16 protein-coding genes and 1 tRNA gene are annotated in these 17881 nt (G+C 60.4%); 10 read left to right on the plus strand and 7 right to left on the minus strand.

The features are described from left to right. Window position 1 precedes the first annotated feature (1 nt). The 5 genes from purH to GRI69_RS11655 all read left to right on the plus strand — a co-directional run bounded on the left by purH (window position 2) and on the right by GRI69_RS11655 (window position 6166). Window positions 2-1588: a bifunctional phosphoribosylaminoimidazolecarboxamide formyltransferase/IMP cyclohydrolase gene (purH, locus tag GRI69_RS11635; protein ID WP_160728452.1), complete on the plus strand. Its 1587-nt coding sequence runs from the start codon at window positions 2-4 to the stop codon at window positions 1586-1588. Window positions 1589-1827: 239 nt separating this feature from the next. After that, a complete protein-coding gene (gene msrA, locus GRI69_RS11640; protein WP_160728579.1) occupies window positions 1828-2508 on the plus strand; it encodes a peptide-methionine (S)-S-oxide reductase MsrA in 681 nt (226 codons plus the stop codon). 36 nt (window positions 2509-2544) lie between these two features. Beyond that, complete coding sequence (locus GRI69_RS11645; RefSeq protein WP_160728453.1) at window positions 2545-3012, plus strand: Fur family transcriptional regulator; 468 nt, start codon at window positions 2545-2547, stop codon at window positions 3010-3012. A gap of 75 nt (window positions 3013-3087) precedes the next feature. Beyond that, on the plus strand, window positions 3088-5010 hold the full coding sequence (dxs, locus tag GRI69_RS11650; RefSeq protein ID WP_160728454.1) for a 1-deoxy-D-xylulose-5-phosphate synthase: 1923 nt from the start codon (window positions 3088-3090) through the stop codon (window positions 5008-5010). A gap of 358 nt (window positions 5011-5368) precedes the next feature. Continuing rightward, a complete protein-coding gene (locus GRI69_RS11655) occupies window positions 5369-6166 on the plus strand; it encodes a crotonase/enoyl-CoA hydratase family protein (protein WP_160728455.1) in 798 nt (265 codons plus the stop codon). A gap of 1 nt (window position 6167) precedes the next feature. Here GRI69_RS11655 and GRI69_RS11660 read toward each other — a convergent pair whose 3' ends face one another. From GRI69_RS11660 to GRI69_RS11680, 5 genes are all read right to left on the minus strand, one after another. Beyond that, window positions 6168-6842, minus strand: a complete 675-nt coding sequence (locus GRI69_RS11660) for an NnrU family protein (protein ID WP_160728456.1) — start codon at window positions 6840-6842, stop codon at window positions 6168-6170. Between the two features lie 51 nt (window positions 6843-6893). Then, window positions 6894-7388, minus strand: a complete 495-nt coding sequence (locus GRI69_RS11665) for an FKBP-type peptidyl-prolyl cis-trans isomerase (protein ID WP_337191071.1) — start codon at window positions 7386-7388, stop codon at window positions 6894-6896. 13 nt (window positions 7389-7401) lie between these two features. After that, complete coding sequence (locus tag GRI69_RS11670) at window positions 7402-8775, minus strand: amidohydrolase family protein (RefSeq protein ID WP_160728457.1); 1374 nt, start codon at window positions 8773-8775, stop codon at window positions 7402-7404. Continuing rightward, window positions 8772-10148: an amidohydrolase gene (locus GRI69_RS11675; RefSeq protein WP_160728458.1), complete on the minus strand. Its 1377-nt coding sequence runs from the start codon at window positions 10146-10148 to the stop codon at window positions 8772-8774. The genes GRI69_RS11670 and GRI69_RS11675 overlap by 4 nt, the downstream gene beginning before the upstream one ends. Before the next feature lie 104 nt (window positions 10149-10252). Continuing rightward, a complete protein-coding gene (locus GRI69_RS11680) occupies window positions 10253-11899 on the minus strand; it encodes a peptide MFS transporter (RefSeq protein WP_160728459.1) in 1647 nt (548 codons plus the stop codon). 213 nt (window positions 11900-12112) lie between these two features. On the opposite strand from GRI69_RS11680, the gene GRI69_RS11685 reads away from it, so the two are divergent. From GRI69_RS11685 to GRI69_RS11695, 3 genes are all read left to right on the plus strand, one after another. Continuing rightward, the gene (locus GRI69_RS11685) at window positions 12113-12454 is read left to right on the plus strand and encodes a GntR family transcriptional regulator (RefSeq protein ID WP_160728460.1); all 342 of its coding nucleotides are present in this window, start codon (window positions 12113-12115) and stop codon (window positions 12452-12454) included. 158 nt (window positions 12455-12612) lie between these two features. Beyond that, on the plus strand, window positions 12613-12894 hold the full coding sequence (locus tag GRI69_RS11690) for an integration host factor subunit beta (protein ID WP_160728461.1): 282 nt from the start codon (window positions 12613-12615) through the stop codon (window positions 12892-12894). Window positions 12895-12964: 70 nt separating this feature from the next. Next, window positions 12965-13049: transfer RNA gene (locus tag GRI69_RS11695), tRNA-Leu, on the plus strand. A 70-nt stretch (window positions 13050-13119) separates the two neighbouring features. On the opposite strand, the gene GRI69_RS11700 is transcribed toward GRI69_RS11695, so the two are convergent. Beyond that, window positions 13120-14145 (minus strand): tyrosine-type recombinase/integrase, encoded by a 1026-nt coding sequence (locus GRI69_RS11700; RefSeq protein ID WP_160728462.1) that lies wholly within the window; start codon window positions 14143-14145, stop codon window positions 13120-13122. A gap of 118 nt (window positions 14146-14263) precedes the next feature. Further along, window positions 14264-14989 (minus strand): Arc family DNA-binding protein, encoded by a 726-nt coding sequence (locus tag GRI69_RS11705; RefSeq protein WP_160728463.1) that lies wholly within the window; start codon window positions 14987-14989, stop codon window positions 14264-14266. Window positions 14990-15788: 799 nt separating this feature from the next. Here GRI69_RS11705 and GRI69_RS11710 point away from each other — a divergent pair. Beyond that, on the plus strand, window positions 15789-16715 hold the full coding sequence (locus GRI69_RS11710) for an HU family DNA-binding protein (RefSeq protein ID WP_160728464.1): 927 nt from the start codon (window positions 15789-15791) through the stop codon (window positions 16713-16715). 107 nt (window positions 16716-16822) lie between these two features. Next, window positions 16823-17788 (plus strand): hypothetical protein, encoded by a 966-nt coding sequence (locus tag GRI69_RS11715; protein WP_160728465.1) that lies wholly within the window; start codon window positions 16823-16825, stop codon window positions 17786-17788. Window positions 17789-17881: the final 93 nt, after the last annotated feature.

The following is a 17881-nucleotide window of genomic DNA, read 5'->3' on the forward strand; positions in this document are numbered from 1 at the left end:
GGTGACTGACGTGGCGATCAAGCGGGCACTCCTTTCGGTGTCCGACAAGAGCGGTTTGGTAGAACTGGGCAAGGCGCTTGCCGTCAAGGGTGTCGAGCTGGTCTCGACTGGCGGAACTGCCAGGGCGCTGCGCGACGCGGGCCTGGAGGTGATGGACGTCTCCGACTTCACCGGTTTCCCCGAGATGATGGACGGACGGGTCAAGACGCTGCATCCCATGGTGCATGGCGGCCTTCTGGCCGTGCGCGACAATCCCGACCACGCAGCCGCGATGGCGGAACACGCAATTGGCGCAATCGATCTCGTGGTAGTCAATCTCTATCCCTTCGAAACCACCGTCGCCAGGGGTGCCGGTCGCGAGGAGATCATCGAAAATATCGACATCGGTGGGCCGAGCATGGTCCGGAGCGCGGCGAAGAACCATCACTTCGTAACCATCGTCACTGATCCGGCGGATTACGACACGCTGGTTGGTGAGCTGGAAGCGGCGGGCGCGACTTCGCTCGATTTTCGCCGCAAATGCGCCGCCAAGGCTTTCGCTGCGACTGCGGCTTACGATTCGATGATCAGCCAGTGGTTCGCTTTCGCCGACCAGGGTGAAACCTTCCCGGGGATGCTCGCTGTGAACGGCAAGGCGCCTGTCGAACTGCGGTATGGCGAGAACCCACACCAGAAGGCGGCGCTCTATACGCCCGTCGGCCCGCACGCGAAGGGCATTGCGCAAGCCGAACAGCTGCAGGGCAAGGAACTCAGCTACAACAATTACAACGATGCCGACGCCGCTCTCGAGCTGTGCGCGGAATTCGCAAACGGCGATCCAGCGGTTGTCATCGTCAAACATGCCAACCCTTGCGGCGTCGCGCAGTCATCCTCGCTGATCAGAGCGTGGAACGATGCGCTGGCGTGCGACAGCGTTTCGGCTTTTGGCGGCATAGTCGCCGTAAATACCGAGCTCGATGGCGAGACGGCAGCGGCGATCTGCGAGATTTTCACCGAAGTGGTCATCGCGCCTTCGGTCAGCGACGCGGCGCGCCAAGCTTTCGCCAAGAAGAAGAACCTACGCCTTTTGGTTACGGGCGAGTTGCCCGATCCCCGGCGCGGCGGATTGACCGTCAAGCCGATCACGGGCGGCCTACTGGTCCAGACGCGCGACAATGGCGCAATCTCGCAAGCGGACCTCAAGGTCGTCACACAGCGCGACCCCACCGAGCAGGAACTGAAGGATTGCCTTTTCGCCTGGACCGTGGCGCGGCATGTGAAATCGAACGCGATCGTTTACGCCAGAGACGGGGCGACAGCGGGCATCGGCGCAGGCCAGATGAACCGCCGCGATTCGAGCCGGATCGCCGCTATGAAGGCTGCGGAAGCGGCGGAGAAATACGGTTGGGGCGAAAGCCGTACGGTGGGGAGCGCTGTGGCGTCGGATGCCTTCTTTCCTTTTGCCGATGGTCTGCTTGCCGCGGCAGAAGCAGGTGCCACGGCGATCATCCAGCCCGGCGGCTCGATCCGCGACGATGAGGTGATCGCGGCAGCGGACGAGCATGGCCTCGCCATGGTGTTTACCGGAATGAGACACTTCCGACATTAATAGGTCGGTCCAATGCGAGAAGCCGGATTGATCGGCTGAACCGTTCACAACAATCGTATTCAGCACGTTGCAATTACGCAGCGGATAACCACGTGGAATAGCACCACGAAAGATAAGATCATGAGCCTGTTTACCCCTGACCTCTGTCGCAATTTCGGCATCGGCTTTCTGGCCGGGGCGATCATCGTCGCGTTCTCGAATGGCGGGGAACTCGTTTCGGCTGTTGCCGCGATAATTTGATGCGCCGTTCCGCCCTTCTGATGGCGGCCGGCGCTCTTGCACTGACCAGCGCTTGCCAGCAGCCTGCACTAGCTGCCGAAGAGGTGGTCGAGGCACCAATGGCTACGCGGTCGGCGAAGGAAGGCAGCGGCCTGAAGACCGCGATCTTCGCAGGCGGATGCTTCTGGGGTGTGGAGGCCGTCTTCAGTCATACGAAGGGCGTGACCAGCGCGATATCCGGCTATCACGGCGGAACGAAGCGGCAGGCGGACTACAGGCTCGTCTCATCGGGAGTCACCGATCATGCGGAAGCGGTAAAGGTGACCTATGATCCGAAGGTCATTCGTTACGATCAATTGCTGCGGATATATTTTTCCGTCGTCGCGGATCCGACACTGGTCAACCGCCAGGGCCCCGACCGCGGGGCGCATTATCGCAGCGCACTCGTGCCAATGTCCGCCGAACAGAATGTGGTGGCCAAGGCCTATATCGCGCAGCTTGAGCGAGCGGGGTTGTGGGATAAGCCGATCGTTACCAGGATCGAGCGGGCTCAGACATTCTACCCAGCCGAAACCTATCACCAGGACTTTGCAGCCAAGAACCCGCGCCATGGCTATATCCAGCGCTGGGACGCGCCCAAGGTGGCGGCGCTCAAGCAACTCTATCCCGGCGTATACCGCTCCGAGTTCCGACGCGACTGACTTGCGCGGCGACGCGGGCAAGCTTACCTCTCCCTCATGGCAAAACACGCGCATGCACATCAGGAACACTCGGGCGACGATCTTATCGACGCCGCCCGGATCACGCTCACCGATGCAGGTGAACAATGGACGGGCATGCGCCAATCCGTGTTCGAAGAGCTGGCGCAGCATGACAAGCCCGCGAGCGCCTATGACATCGCCGACAATCTTTCCGCTGCGCGCGGCAAGCGGGTCGCGCCCAACAGCGTCTATCGCATCCTAGACCTGTTCGTTCGGACAAATCTCGCCAACAGGATCGAGAGCGCGAATGCCTATCTCGTCAATACGCATCCGGGGTGCCGCCACGACTGCATCTTTTTGATCTGCGACGATTGCGGGAAGGCGACGCATATCGACGATGACCGCGTAACCGGTGCTCTTCGGGTAGCCGGCAAGGACGCAGGCTTCACCGATGTGCGCCCTGTGGTAGAACTTCGCGGGCTGTGTGACGATTGCGCGGCCTGAGGTGGCGCCAAGGCGTGCTTTTCCAGCGATCAAGCGTTCATCGACAGTTCGGAAAACCGCGTGTAAGGCATTCGTATGACTAGCCGACCCGATACGCCGTTACTCGACACGGTCGATACGCCCGCCGATCTCCGCAAGCTCGACAAGAGCCAGCTCCGCCAGCTTTCCGACGAGTTGCGAGCCGAGATGATCGACGCCGTCGGGACGACGGGCGGGCACCTCGGCTCCGGCCTCGGCGTGGTCGAACTGACCGCCGCCATCCACTATGTATTCAATACGCCCAAAGACAGGCTGGTCTGGGACGTCGGACATCAGTGCTATCCGCACAAGATCCTGACCGGCCGGCGCGACCGTATCCGCACCCTGCGACAGGGCGGGGGTCTCAGCGGCTTCACCAAGCGTGCCGAAAGCGAATACGATCCTTTCGGTGCGGCGCATAGCTCGACCTCGATTTCCGCCGCTCTCGGCTTTGCCATGGCGAACAAGATACAGGGCCGCCCGGGACGCGGGATCGCCGTGATCGGCGACGGCGCGATGAGCGCCGGCATGGCCTATGAGGCGATGAACAATGCCGAACAGGCGGGCAACCGCCTGGTGGTGATCCTCAACGACAACGACATGTCGATCGCTCCGCCTGTTGGCGGGCTGTCCGCCTATCTTGCCCGGATGGTGTCCTCGAGCGAGTACCTCGGCCTGAGGTCTATGGCGTCGAAGATAGCCAAGAAACTCGGCCGCCGCGTATGGGGTGGGCTCGAAAAAGCCGAGGAGTACGCCCGCGGAATGGCGACCGGCGGCACTCTTTTTGAGGAACTGGGCTTTTATTACGTCGGCCCGATCGACGGGCACAATCTCGACCACCTCATCCCGGTACTCGAAAACGTGCGGGATAGCGAACAGGGCCCGGTCCTGATCCATGTCGTGACGCAGAAGGGCAAGGGCTATGCCCCGGCTGAAAACAGCGCCGACAAATATCACGGTGTCGCCAAGTTCGATGTCGTCACGGGCGAGCAGAAGAAGTCATCCGGTGGCCCGCCCGCCTACCAGAACGTTTTCGGAGAGACGCTGGCGAAGCTGGCGAATGAGGATCCGCGGATTTGCGCCATCACCGCCGCGATGCCGAGCGGTACAGGGGTCGACAAGTTTGCCCAGGCACACCCGGACAAGGCGTTCGACGTCGGCATAGCCGAACAGCATGGCGTGACTTTTGCAGCGGGGCTTGCTGCGGAAGGCATGCGGCCCTTCGCTGCGATCTATTCGACCTTCCTCCAGCGTGCCTACGACCAGGTGGTGCACGATGTGGCGATTCAGAACCTGCCCGTGCGGTTTGCCATCGACCGCGCCGGACTGGTGGGCGCCGACGGCTGCACCCATGCAGGCAGTTTCGACATCACCTATCTCGCCACTCTGCCCAATTTCGTGGTCATGGCCGCGGCCGACGAGGCGGAACTGGCGCACATGACCTACACGGCGGCCGAGCATGACGAAGGCCCCATCGCTTTCCGCTACCCGCGCGGCAGCGGCACCGGCGTGGCAATACCCGAGAAGCTGGAGAAGCTCGCGATCGGCAAGGGCCGGATCGTGCGCGACGGCACCAAGGTCGCAATCCTGTCGCTCGGTGCGCGTCTTGAGGAGGCCAAAAAGGCTGCCGACCAGCTCGAAGCCAAGGGCCTTTCAACGACGGTCGCCGACATGCGCTTTGCCAAGCCACTCGATACCGACCTGATCGAGAAGCTTATGCGCAGCCACGAGGTCGTGGTGACGGTCGAGGAAGGTGCCATCGGCGGCCTCGGCGCGCATGTGCTGACGTTCGCTTCGGACGAGGGGCTTACCGACACTGGACTCAAGGTCCGCACCATGCGCTTGCCCGACGTCTTCCAGGACCATGACGATCCGGACAGGCAGTATGACGAGGCCGGGCTGAACGCCCCGCATATCGTCGACACGGTATTAAGCGCGCTTCGGCATAACAGCGCTGGGGTTGAAGAGGCGCGGGCTTGACGCCGACTGCGGTTCGGATCGCTACGCCGTTCCTTGCAATAGCGGTTTTCAATTAATCCCGGTCACCTTGCTACTCGCACTTTGGCCAGGGTAGGCCGCCACAAGTTCGCCACCGCTCGGTTGGCGGGCTGGGTGATGCGGCGGTTTGCTATGGGTCGGGCTGTTTATTTGGAAGCGAGGTAGGCGGCATGCCGATCGCGTCGAGGACTACCAATAAATTCGATTGTCACCCCGGACTTGATCCGGGGTCCATCTTCTTCTGGCGCCTCACTCCAAGGCAGCGGCAGCCCCGCTCTGGGGCCGGGGTGACGAAGTGGGTGGGTAGTGGCATGGAGCTAGGCAAAAGGACCTTCGCCTCATGCCCCTTCTCACCACTGCCACCGCCGATCACGTCACCATTCTCACGTTAAGCCGGCCCGACACGATGAACCCGCTCGGTGCCTCGGGCGATGGCGATGCCTTCGCCGCAGCCTGCGATGCAATCAATGCGGATATGGACGTACGCTGCGTGATCCTGACCGGGGCCGGACGTGCCTTCAGCGCGGGCGGGGACATCAAGGCGATGAAAGAGAAGTCCGGAAATTTCGGTGGGACCGCGCCGGAGATCGCCGATGGCTATCGCAACAACATCCACAAAATCCTGCGTGCCCTCTATTCCCTGAGGGTTCCTCTGATTGCGGCAGTGAATGGACCGGCGATCGGGCTGGGATGCGATCTTGCCTGCCTTGCAGACATGCGGGTCGCGGGCGAAAGGGCGAAGTTCGGGGTCACCTTCCTCAAGCTTGGCATCATCCCAGGTGACGGCGGCACATGGATCCTGCCGCGCATCATCGGCGAAGCGCGCGCGGCGGAGCTTTTCTATACGGGGGACGTGATTGATGCGGAAACTGCGCTCGACTGGGGACTGGTCAGCCGTGTCGTTGAGCAGGACGCCTTGATGGACGAAGCCAGGGAGCTCGCTGCCAAGGTCGCGGCGATGCCGCCGCATGCACTCCGGCAGGCCAAGAACCTCATGCGTCAAGGGCGCTCGGTGAGCTATGATGCTGCGCTGGAGATGGCGGCCAATGCGCAGGCGCTGATGCACTCGACGCAGGATCATATGGAGGGCGTCGCCGCTCTTCTTGAAAAGCGCGCGCCCAAATTCACGGGTACCTGATCTAGCCTATCCAGCGCCAGATCCCTGCAGGAATGCCTCCTGCACCGATATGCCACCAAGTGATGCCCAGCCAGACGGCAGTCGCCGCGAGCCACAATATCGGGCCCGCTCCCGGCAGTTTCGACCATCTGGGCCAATAGCCGGTCCTCGCCTCCCAGCCTTCCCATGCCGCGCCCATAAGGGCGGCCTTCTTGCGGTCCTGCAAGCGCGCGCCGACCAGCGCGAGGACGAGTATGGCAAGAGCAACGATATTGGTGCGCCAGCTCCACCAGAGCACGATGTGCGATATCGCCCAGAGCGCGAAGCCCCACATCATCGGGTGGCGGGTGACTGCGAAAACGCCAGTGGGATCACGCTGTGCGAGCTTCTCCGCGCCCGGTGCCGGCAGCGCGGGATTGCCTTTCAGCGAACCTAGGAACAGGACCAGCGCTGGAAGCGTCAGCGCCGTGGAAATGGCCCAGCCTATCTCGCCCGTACCGTCCAGTCCTCCGGCAGGAGCGGCGACAAAGGCGAAATACATCCAGACCATGGAGGCCGCGGCCACGACGCTGTAGAGCAGGCTGAACCCCGCAGACCCGAGCGTCTTTACCAGCGCCGCGCGAAGCGGATGCGACAGGGCGAAATGCGTTCCGACAAACGCTATCGAGGCGGCGAGCAGCGAGGTAAGCGGTTCCATGAAAGCCCTCCCATCGGATAAGGCTATCACGCTTCGGCTTTCAGGCAAGCTCTACTCTGGTGGCTCGATGGCCAGAAGCTTCACTTTGAAGAGCAGCGTGGCGCCGCCAGGAATCGGCCCCTTCCCCTGAGGGCCATAGGCAAGGTCGGCAGGTGCGGCGATCTCGATCGTGTCGCCCACGCCCATTTGCGGTATCGCCATTTGCCATGCCTTTACCAGTCGGCCCAGCGGGAAGGTGGCGGGCTCCCCGCGGTCGAAACTTGAATCGAAGGTTTCGCCATCGATGAAGGTGCCCGCATAATGCACGGTCACCGTGTCAGAGACCGTCGGACGCTCTGCCTCCCCGGCATATTCGACATAGCGCCAGCGCAGTCCGCCATTCATGTAATGCCAGCCGTCCTCGGCCCTGAGACCAGAGAGATAGGCTTGCTGCGTGCTCATCCACGCAAGATCCTGCGACCGGTCGGGCGCCTCCTGCTGCGCAACCGCTGCATGGAAGCCAACCGCCACGAAGGCCGCGCCGAGTGCAATCAACATCGAACGCATTATCGGTCTGCCCTTACCAGTCGTAGCCTTCAGGCAGTTCGCTCTCGTCGATGTCGCGGTAGCGGTCGCGCAGGCGGCTCTGGTGATTGTCCAGCGGCTGCCTTACCCCGTCGATATAGACGGCCGTCGGCATGGAGCCGACCTCGAGCGGATCCCCGTCCCAGACGACGAGGTCGCCCATCGCGCCCGCGGCAAGCGTACCGGCGCGGCCACCCATTCCGCTGATTTCCGCCGGAACGGAAGAAATCGCAGCAAAAGCCTGGCCCCAGCTGAGACCCGCAGCCCCGGGCACCCGGGTTAGGGCAACGAGATTGCCGGCATACTGGTTGAGGTTGCGCGGGTTTTCCATCGCGGAAGCGTTGATCGCGACCTTCACGCCGGCCTCAACCATGCGGCCGATGTTGGACTGCGTCGCGGCCAGCTCCTCGAAATTCTGCGGCAGATCGTCGAGCCCGTCGGCAATTACCGGCACACGCGCAGCAGCGATATCCCGCGCCGCAAGCCAGCCTTCGCTGGCTCCGACCAATACCATGTCCAGACGCGGAAATTCGCGTTTGAGCGCCAAGGTGCTGCGGATGTCCGACGCACGCTCCACCATGACGTAGAGCCGCTGCTCCCCGCGTACGACAGGCACCAGTGCTGCCGCATCAAAACGGGTGAGCAGCACGTCGTCGCCGCGCTCGGCATCCTCGCCCGATAAGCGCGGATCGACCGGCAGGTCGTCACCCGTGGTGCTTTCAGCAGGGCGCGAGGCACGGCCCGGAATGCTCGCATTCTCACCGAACTGGCTCGCTTCGCGCAGGGCGTTGCGGAACAAGGCATGGGCGGAAGCGCGGCTGCCCCCAGAGAGGCGCGCGCCGCCTTCGCCCAGTGCCACGACCTGGAATGCACGCGGCATCACGACGGGATCGGCGTCCGACCCAAGGTCGATGATCGCGCCCTGGCCGCCGAAGATCGAGCTCGACGGCATGGTCACACTCGCCGCCCTGGTCACGCCGGCCGCGCGGTGAATGGCAATATGCTGCGAGTTTGGATTGACGATCGGCGCCACGTCGAGCGCGGCGCTGAAGGGCGAATCGCCCGCCCGGGTATCGTTCGATTCGCTGACCGCACCGACATCCCAGAGCCCGAGCGAGGTGACAGTCGCGAACAGGCCGGGTGTGACCCATGAACCTGAGCCATCGACGGTGTCGATCCCTGCGGGTACGGCGACGCCAGAGCCTGCAGCGATGATTTTTCCGCCGCGCACGACCACTGTAGCACCTTCGATCGGTTCGGAACCGTCACCGGTCGCGATAGTGGCATTGGTTATCGCGATGTCCTGTGCCGAAGCGGAGGAAGCTGCGAGAGCGGTCGCGCTGGCCGCGAGTGCGAGAAGGCGCTTCATTTCACATCTCCTTCGCCCGGCTGGCCGAGCTCGAAATCGCTAACCGGGCGGCGGCTGCGGTCCATCGCATCGAACATGAGCGCCCCGTCGATCCAGACCTTTTCGGGCCGCGAATAGACGCTCAGCGGATCGCCGTTCCAAAGCACAACATCGGCCATCTTGCCGGGCTCGAGGCTACCGGTCATCTCGCCAATACCCATGGCTTTCGCCGCGTTGAGGGTGAACCAGCCGACCACTTCCGCATCGGGAATTTCGATGCCGACGCGGCGTCCGGCCGCCTGTGCTTTCGCGGCTTCCTGGTTGAGGCGCTGGATGCCATTTGCATCGTCGGAATGGATGACCACGCACGCATCTTCGCGCTGCAAGTAGGCGGCATTTTCGAGGATGCCGTCATAGGCTTCCATCTTGAAGCCGTACCAGTCCGCCCAGATCGCGCTGCAAACGTCGTTTTCGCGCAGCAGGTCGCCGATCTTATAGGCTTCGACAGCGTGGTGGAAGGCAGTGACCTTGTAGCCCATCTCCTTGCCCATATCGATCACCAGCGCCATTTCATCGGCGCGGTAGCAGTGATTGTGGATGAGGATGTCGCCGTCCAGCACGCCCTTGAGCGTTTCCTTGCCAATGTCGCGTTTCTCCCCGTCGTAGGCCTGCGCATCGAGCCACATCTGCCGGTTGACCGCGAAATTGCCCATCCGCGTGGAGGGCGCGCGGCCTCTGCCGCCATAGACCCGCTTGGGGTTCTCGCCGCAGGCCATCTTCATGCCGTAGGGGGCGCCGGGGAACTTCATCCCCTGCACCGTGCGTGACGACACGTTCTTGAGCGTTACCGAACGTCCGCCGGTAAGGTTCGCCGAGCCGGGCAGGATTTGCAGCGAGGTAACCCCGCCATTGGCCAGCGCGCGGGTAAAGCCGGGATCCTGCGGCCAGACCGAATGTTCCGCCCAGACTTCGGGCGTGGTCGGGCTGGTCGCTTCATTGCCGTCCGAATGCGCTTCGACGCTCGGGGTGGGGTAATCCCCGAGGTGCGAATGGATGTCGATCACTCCCGGCGTGACGAACTTGCCGCCCGCATCGATGCGGGCATAGCCGTCGGTGGAAAGAGAAGAATCGCCGATCGCCACTACTTCGCCGTCGCGAAACAGGACCGTGCCGTTGTCGATCCGTCCCCCTGCGCCATCATAGACGGTCGCGCCAACCAGTGCGGTCGGGCGCCCCGGATAGCGCTCGTAAGTACTGGCATAAGGTGCGCGGCCGTCTTCGCCCTTGGGTGCGGTCCAGTCGGCGTCCGATGCCGAGGCGAGGTCCGTGTCGGAGCCGGTAGTGGCGCAGGCGGCGAGGCTCGCGGCAAGCGCGAGCGGAACTAGTCTTTTCATGCAATCCCCCAATCGAGAACGGGCCGGAGCATTGCTGCCCCGGCCCGTACCGTCAATGGACTTTGGTCGAGGAAAATCGCCTTTCGGACGATCCCCTCTTCTACTCAGGTGCGCGTCGTCGGGTGGACGCCGGCTTCCTGCGCTTCGAGACCAGCCTCGGCCTGGCCTTCCAACTCGTCGTCGCGGATCGTTTCGAGATGCATCAGCTTCTTGATCAGCGGGCTGACGACCATCACCGCGACGCCGATACCGACTGCGTACCAGCCAACAGTGCTGTAAACGCCGAGCACGACCTGTTTGCCGGCTTCCTCGCCGACGCCTTCCGCGCCAGTGGCGGAAGCGATCAGGCCAGCGGCGAAGTTACCCGCAGCCGAAGCAAAGAACCAAGTGCCCATGATGAGCGAAGCCATATGGGTCGGGCTCAGGCGGTTCATCGCCGAAAGGCCAACGGGTGACAGGCACAACTCACCAGTGGTGTGGAGCAGGTAGATGAGGAAGATGAAAATGACCGGGGTCGGCACACTCACACCGACGCTTTCCGAGCCCCACACGAGGACGAGGAAACCAAGGCCCACCTGAATCACGGCCATACCGAACTTCAGCGGAGTGCTCGGCTCCTTGCCTTTGCGAGCCAGGCCCTGCCACAGCATCGCGAACAGCGGTGCGAGCAGCACGATATAGATCGCGTTGATCGACTGGAACATCGATGCGTTCACGCCCTGCGTGTCGACATGGCGATCGGTAAACAGGTTGAGCGACGAGCCCGCCTGTTCGAACAATGCCCAGAAAACGATCGAGGTCAGGATGAGGAACATCGCGGCGAAGATGCGGTCCCGCTCTTCACTCGGAAGCTTCGTGACTGCGGTAAAGAGCACGAACAGGACCAGACCGCCGCCGAAGACGCCCAGCACCACGCCGACCAGTTCTTGGTACTGAATGGCAAGCCAGCAGAGTGCGACCATCGCAAGACCGGCGCCGTAGATGGCCCATTCCTTGCCGCCCTTGATCTTCGCAGGATCCTTGGGTTCGCCCTTACCGAGCAGCAGAGGCTTGCCGATCACGAAGAACACAAGTCCGAGCAGCATGCCGAAGCCGGCTAGGCCGAAGCCGTACTGCCAGCCATAGGTCTGGCCGAGATACCCGCAGATTATCGATGCGGTCGCCGCGCCGACGTTAATGCCCATGTAGAAGATGGTGTAGGCTGGGTCGCGGCGCACGTCGGTGCGCGAATAGAGCTGGCCGACAATCACCGAGATGTTCGCCTTCAGGAAGCCCGAGCCCACGATGATGAGGGCAAGAGCGAGCCAGAAGACGTTTATGATGGGATCGGCTTGGCCGCCGCTGCCTTCGAACGCCATGAAGAAGTGGCCAAAAGTCAGCAGCACCGCACCAAACAGGACTGCCTTGCGCTGCCCGATATATTGGTCGGCAAGATAACCGCCCACCACGGGGGTAATGTAGACCAGTGCAGTATAGGCACCATAGATGACCGAGGCTTCGCTATCGGAGAACAGCCAGTGCTGGACCAGATAGAAAATGAGCAGTGCACGCATGCCGTAGTAGGAGAAGCGCTCCCACATTTCGGCCATAAACAGGAGGAACAGCCCCTTGGGGTGCCCGATGACCTCTTCCTGCGGGCGGGTGACGAGCACCACGCCACCGATGAGAAATGCTGCAAGTGCGACCACTGCAACCCTGAAAGTCCACATTTCGAACGCTGAGTCGAATGTGAAGAACATGCCTTCGACCATAAGATTCCGGTGTCCCTCTAATATTATCCGGAAGGCCGCGCTTTTGCGCTGCTGCTCCCCTCGAAGGCGGGCACACTAGCGACTCGCGCGCTCATGTGAAGCATTAGTTACACTCGCGACCAGATTGTCGCGCAAGCATCCGCATGGCCGGGAACCTTGCGCGCCGCGCTGTATTATGGCACTGATGCACTATAGGCTGTCCGGGAATTCTCAATGAGCAACCAGTCCAAACCGGTTTATCTCAAGCTGCGCGACATGATTGCCGCGGCGATTATCGACGGACGCTACAAGGAAGGTGAAATGCTGCCGTCGGTACGGGCGCTGGCTGCCGAACAGGGGGCCAATCCCCTGACCGTTGCGAAGGCTTACCAGCAGTTCCAGAATGACGGCCTGGTCGAAGTCCAGCGCGGGGTCGGGATGTATGTCGCGAAAGGCGCTGCAGCGGCACTCCGGCAAAGCGAACGCAAGGCGTTTCTCTCCGAAGAGTGGCCCGAAATCCGCGAAAGGATCGAGCGCCTTGGGATCACTCCCGCCGAACTCATTGCCGAGACCTAGGCTCTCGTTCCTCCAGTCCTCCACCAGCCATTAGACGGCTTGCGGGAATCGCCAAATTCTGCCACTTACCGTGATCAGGGACGCGGCTCGCAGCCGATCGACTGGTCGGCTTGAAATAACGATACGATCGCAAACAGGCGATCTGGAGAAAGCGCGAAATGATCCGATCCGAACTTCTCGCCGAGATCGCGGAAGGCAATCCCGAACTGCGCGCCGAAGAGGTGGAGCAGGTGGTCGACATCTTCTTCGAAGAAATTTCAGAGCGGCTTTCCGAAGGCGGGCGAGTGGAACTGCGCGGATTCGGTGCCTTCTCGGTGCGTGACCGCCAAGCGCGCCAGGGCCGCAATCCGCGAACCGGCGAATTGGTGGATGTGCCCGCAAAGCGGGTGCCCTATTTCAAGCCGGGCAAGGAAATACGCGAGCGTCTGAACGAAAATTGATCGCGGCAGGCGGTGCGCTTCGCGATTGCGGCGCACCAATCAATTGACTAGGCACGCCACGCGCCGGACAGCGGGTGTGGCGGAATGGTAGACGCCGGGGACTTAAAATCCCCTGAGCTTTGCTCGTGTGGGTTCGAGTCCCACCACCCGCACCACTAGGATATAAGCGGCTTTCGGTTATTTTATCCTGCAACAGGTTTTTCGCCGCTTCGCGCGCGCGTGTAATCATGGTGTAACGGCGCTGCTTATACAGTTCGATAGATTGGCAACTGCCTTGTCGACATGGGCGTTGGAAAGGTGCGTGTAGCGTAGGACCATGGCCAATGTCTTATGGCCGCTGATTTGCTGGATGGTTGGCAAGTCTACTCCCGCGACCACAAGTTCCGTAATCGCGGTATGTCGCAAGATGTGTGGCGTCACCTTGCTAGGATCAAGTTTTGCTCGTTTCACTACCCGCCGGAACTGAGTCGCCATGCTTTGGCGATACGGAAGCTTTGCATCAGCTCGTTTTGTAGCAAAGACATAACCAGTTGGCTCGCCACGTCGCTGCCATTCTGCGTGGAGGAGATTGGAAAGTTGTGGCGGCATCGGTTGTTCGCGCTGCCCCGCCTTGGCTCTGTCAATAAAGATGCGCCGTTGCGAAAAATCAATCTGATCCCATCTCATACGAAGGATTTCGCTGTGACGCATGGCAGTGCCCATGCCGATGCCAATAAATATCCAAGTCGATGAGTCTTGGTCTGAGACCGCTGCGGACATCAACTCCCGTTTGTCCGATTCAGATAAGACTATGACTCTTTTTTTCGGCTCCGGGTTCTTAAAAACCCTAGGCTTTGTTCTGCACCAGCCCCAATCCACGCACCGGTTTAGGAAGTGAGAAAGGGTCGCCAGCTCACGGTTAATCGTCGCTAAGGCGGCACCATGATCTTTACGCTGCCGCACGTAAGCGCTGATGCTGAAGTCGGTCAGGCTGTCGATCCGCTGCCCCCGAAAGAACGGCGATAGACGCCTCTCTAGGTGCTGCCGTTTTCGTGCGAAGTTGCGCCCATACTTAGGGTGATTTTCAATTCTTCGAAGATAATCATTCGCTGCCTCGACAAAGGTCCTGTGTAGCTTTCGTCCGGTCGGCAGATCTAACCGCTGTTCTCGAGCCTTCGTTCGAAAATTCTCGATTGCTCGCTCAGCTTGCTCCCTTGTCGTCCCTTCGCTTTCGCGACCGATTGCACGATGAATACGCTGGCGATCAACCATGATATTGATGCTAAAACATACGTCGCCATTGGATTGTCGACGAGCGGTGATTCCATGTTCTGTGATAGACTCAGATGGGCCAAGACTGCGAATTGCGGGACGAGTAAGGCGCGCGAACCTAAGGGCCACTGTCAGAGTCCGGTCGAGCAGCCGCCATGATTGCTGCGTAAAGTGCTTCACCCCTTTTTGCCGCCTCGCGCTGCGGCCGAAGAATTTCCTCTTCCTCGGAGTTGAGGTCATTCAGAACGATTAACAGCGCTTTCAACTCTCCGAGTTTTTGACGTAGGTTTTCTCGTTCGTCATCGCCGAGATCGAACCTCAGCGCGTCATAATCTTCGGACCTCCACCTATTTTCCGGCAGCTCAGTGACTTCCAGCTTTGCGTTGGACGCCAGATTGCTTTTTACGCTGGTAATCACTCGACAATATGAAAGCTCCTGAATGAGGGCTTCAGCGCGCTCGCGATTTGGCAACTTCTTACGATTCAGGTCCACCAGCGCTTCGAGGTAAGATGTATCTGGAACATATTTTGCGCGAACCAAGTCGCGGACCAACAACGACGAGGCTCGATTTGTCTCGGCGTCATTGAACCAATCCTTCCCAGTGATGCGGGAAATCCGGTCTAATTCATCGGAAATGCTCTGGAGCAGTGCAACGGTTTGAGGACCAAACGCCCGATCTTCTTGTTCGATCGAACTTTCAAGGCGCTGGACGATCTCGGCATTCAGCGACCTGGCATTGGCTCGCGCTGCGTCTGCGAGTCTCGATCTCAAATCTTCTCTGAAACGGAGTTGTAAGCCGACCACATCATTCGCGTCTCGGTCCTTCGTTCGCTTTGCAGTCATGATTGTCCTTGCTTGACCATTTGATCGACCACTTAGCGCACGACTTACAAACGGTCAACGAGTAGTCCCATATGTGCTACTAATTTTCGCTTGCTCATTCAGGACCTTCAGGTTAACGCAGTAGCAGAAGTGCTACTAGTGGACCAACAATATGATCGAGACGACTCCAGATGGCCGCGTAACTCGCTCCGAAGCCGCGAGATTCCTTGGCTTCAGTTCTAAGACGTTAGCCGAGTGGCACAGGCTTGGTTACGGGCCGCCCTCCTTTCTAGTTGGGGGGCGTCGCTTTTACCGGTTGGCCGAGCTCGAATGCTACGCCAGCGGCGAGAAGCCAATCCGGCCAGCAACGTTAGAAAATGGCGACGAGGGCGGAAAGTGAGTCGCCCTTACAGGAGCACGCGCAAAGCCGCTTTGGCAGTGCTCAACAGTGGCATCGGCTTGACGAAAAAGGCTGGGTGCTTCCTGGGTGAACTAGTTGCAGTTGACCCCCATCGTCTAACTTCCGCCCAACTGGGTTGGCTCGGTAATCTCCTCGCTAAGGCTGGCCTGCCCCCGATGCGCGACTGGGACGGGAAGTGATTGCCGAGCCACGCTTTGGAGCGCTGGTAGGTATCCCTTTCGCTGCCAATTCTATGAGGCCATCCAATCAGCGCCAGAGGGACGGTCCTGCTGGGGATCAGGGTCCGTAAGATGAACAACACTCCCACATAATATTCGGGACCTTTTTCCAGAAAAATAGCGTGAAAACAGGCGGTTCACGGATCCGGCCGACGAATTCGCGCGCCTTGAGGATACCAACATGAAGATGAAGAATACCAAATCCGCAAAGCTTGGCGCGAAAGTGTCCAAGAAGAAGAAGACGTCAACCTCATCGAAGAAAACCATCTCAGACCGAGTCCTGAAATTTGTAAAGTCAGTCGAAGATGCATCCGTGAAGGCACAATACGAGGCTTTGATGGGAGTAGGGCGGCCCGTCGATATTGCCCTGGCGTCATACACGGACGTGCTCAAGGAAGGTGCCAAGGTTGCACTGGCAGGACTCGGAACCTCAATTGTGAAGGAGGGGGCCGATCTGAAGTTGCAGGTCAGTCGCATAGCTATGCGCCCCTTCGCTGACCCTGACTTCTCGGTAGTGGAGGCGCGGAAGGTGCCAGCTAAATATGGTAAAGCTGGATACGACGGATTTGGCAGTGTGCGCTTCTGCCCCGTGCCCCATCCGGATACCGGGGCCGACATGATCGCCATGGACACCGTCGTCCTGTATAGTGGCAGTCCTCCGCCGAGCAGACCAGTCCGTCGAAGGCGGAGAGCGGCAATTGGTGACGGGGTCGATCACGCTGCTACCGTCACGTTTACGCTAAATGACTTGGCGGCGGTGAAAGCAGCGCTAGCTTCGATGTTCTACCCGCCTTTGGCCCGTCTGCCGAACGGGGACCCTTTCGAGGACGAGGGCCAACACTTCGCACAGGGCAGCAAACCGGCAGAGCGCGCCTTGATGGCGCTCATGTGTCGATCCCAATTGCCCGCGAAGAAGATGCTGAACGGCTTCGGCGCGGGTAAGTCGGTCATCGACGGCGTGCAGGGGCACCTCAAGTATCTTGTAGACCAAAGGTGTAAGGGCACCCCTTCGGTCATACATCAGGACCTCGTGCCCCCCTTCTGGTTCGGCGAGCTGCACCGACTGGGACTGGACCACCTTTCGGTTCCAACGATTAGGCTTCGCTAACGGATTCTCGAGTGGGGTTATTGCCCGACCAATTTCCCGATGATGAAAACACCAATTGCCCCTCGGTCGCTGACGCTGCCGGGGGGCAACTTTCAAGGACCGCCGAGATGAAATCCCTTTCGGAAATTTATGTCGCACCCAGCATTGCGGCTGCGCAGACAAAGGCCGAGCGAACGATCGAGATATTCAACGGCGCCTATCGCCGCGACGTCGCAGCATGGACGATGGATTCCGCCGACCACGAATTCCTAACGAAGATTACGCACCGTAGGATGTCGGGCCGTGCCCTATTAAGTAATCGATACGTCCATCGCGCCGCCCAGTTCGGTTTGATCCGCGCGATGGCGGACGCATATCTGCAAGACCCAGATCAGAAGTGGGTCTGGTTCACCCTGACGTGGGATACAGCCGTCAGCTGGGAACGAGAGCCGAATGTCGACCTCGTCTCGTTGAAGGCGATTGCCTATGGGCACCTGCGTCGGACCGGCCTTGAAGGCTTTGGTGTGATCGAGACCGACATTTGGAAGAACCTGGTGGGTGAACCCGGGCGGCGCTTGGTTTCCCAGATTCATTTCCTTGGAACGCGTGCGATGGGCAACACGGCAAAGGTCAGCGACATGGAAGCAGACTTGCGCGACCGCCGCGCCCTAATCAACAGCTTGGGAGCACGGAACGTGGTAATAAGGAACGTCGGGCCGACGGTGGGCGACCTGACATGGCTTGGACAATACATGTTGAAGCGGCCCGCCTTCGCGAAGAACCCCATCCCTCGGATTGGCGAGGATGGGTATCGGCTCATCGATGTCGCACATGCGCGCGGAAGTGTAGCGCGGCTCGTGGAGGTCTTTTCTCATTGCGAGGTCGGGGACGTCATATTTTCGATCGGCTCTGGAGGTGCCATTGCGAAGAAAGTGCGGGCTGCTGTTAAGCAGGAGACTTCGTTGAGGAACGGCGCATCACCGGCCCCAACCGCAGATGAAGTCCGATCAAATTGGAACCGCATTCGGCAGACCTGCGGTAGCAGACAGTTTCGTCCGTGCCGGGTCATAACGCGAGCGAGCCAGCGAACGTGAAAATTTTGCCGGTGACAGCGAAATGTAGCCGTTAACTGCTCGAAATTTTCGCTCGAACACTATGGCCATATGTTAAGGTCACTACCACACAGC

Origin of the sequence: Qipengyuania vulgaris (genome assembly GCF_009827325.1) — a bacterium.
Lineage (GTDB): Bacteria > Pseudomonadota > Alphaproteobacteria > Sphingomonadales > Sphingomonadaceae > Qipengyuania > Qipengyuania vulgaris.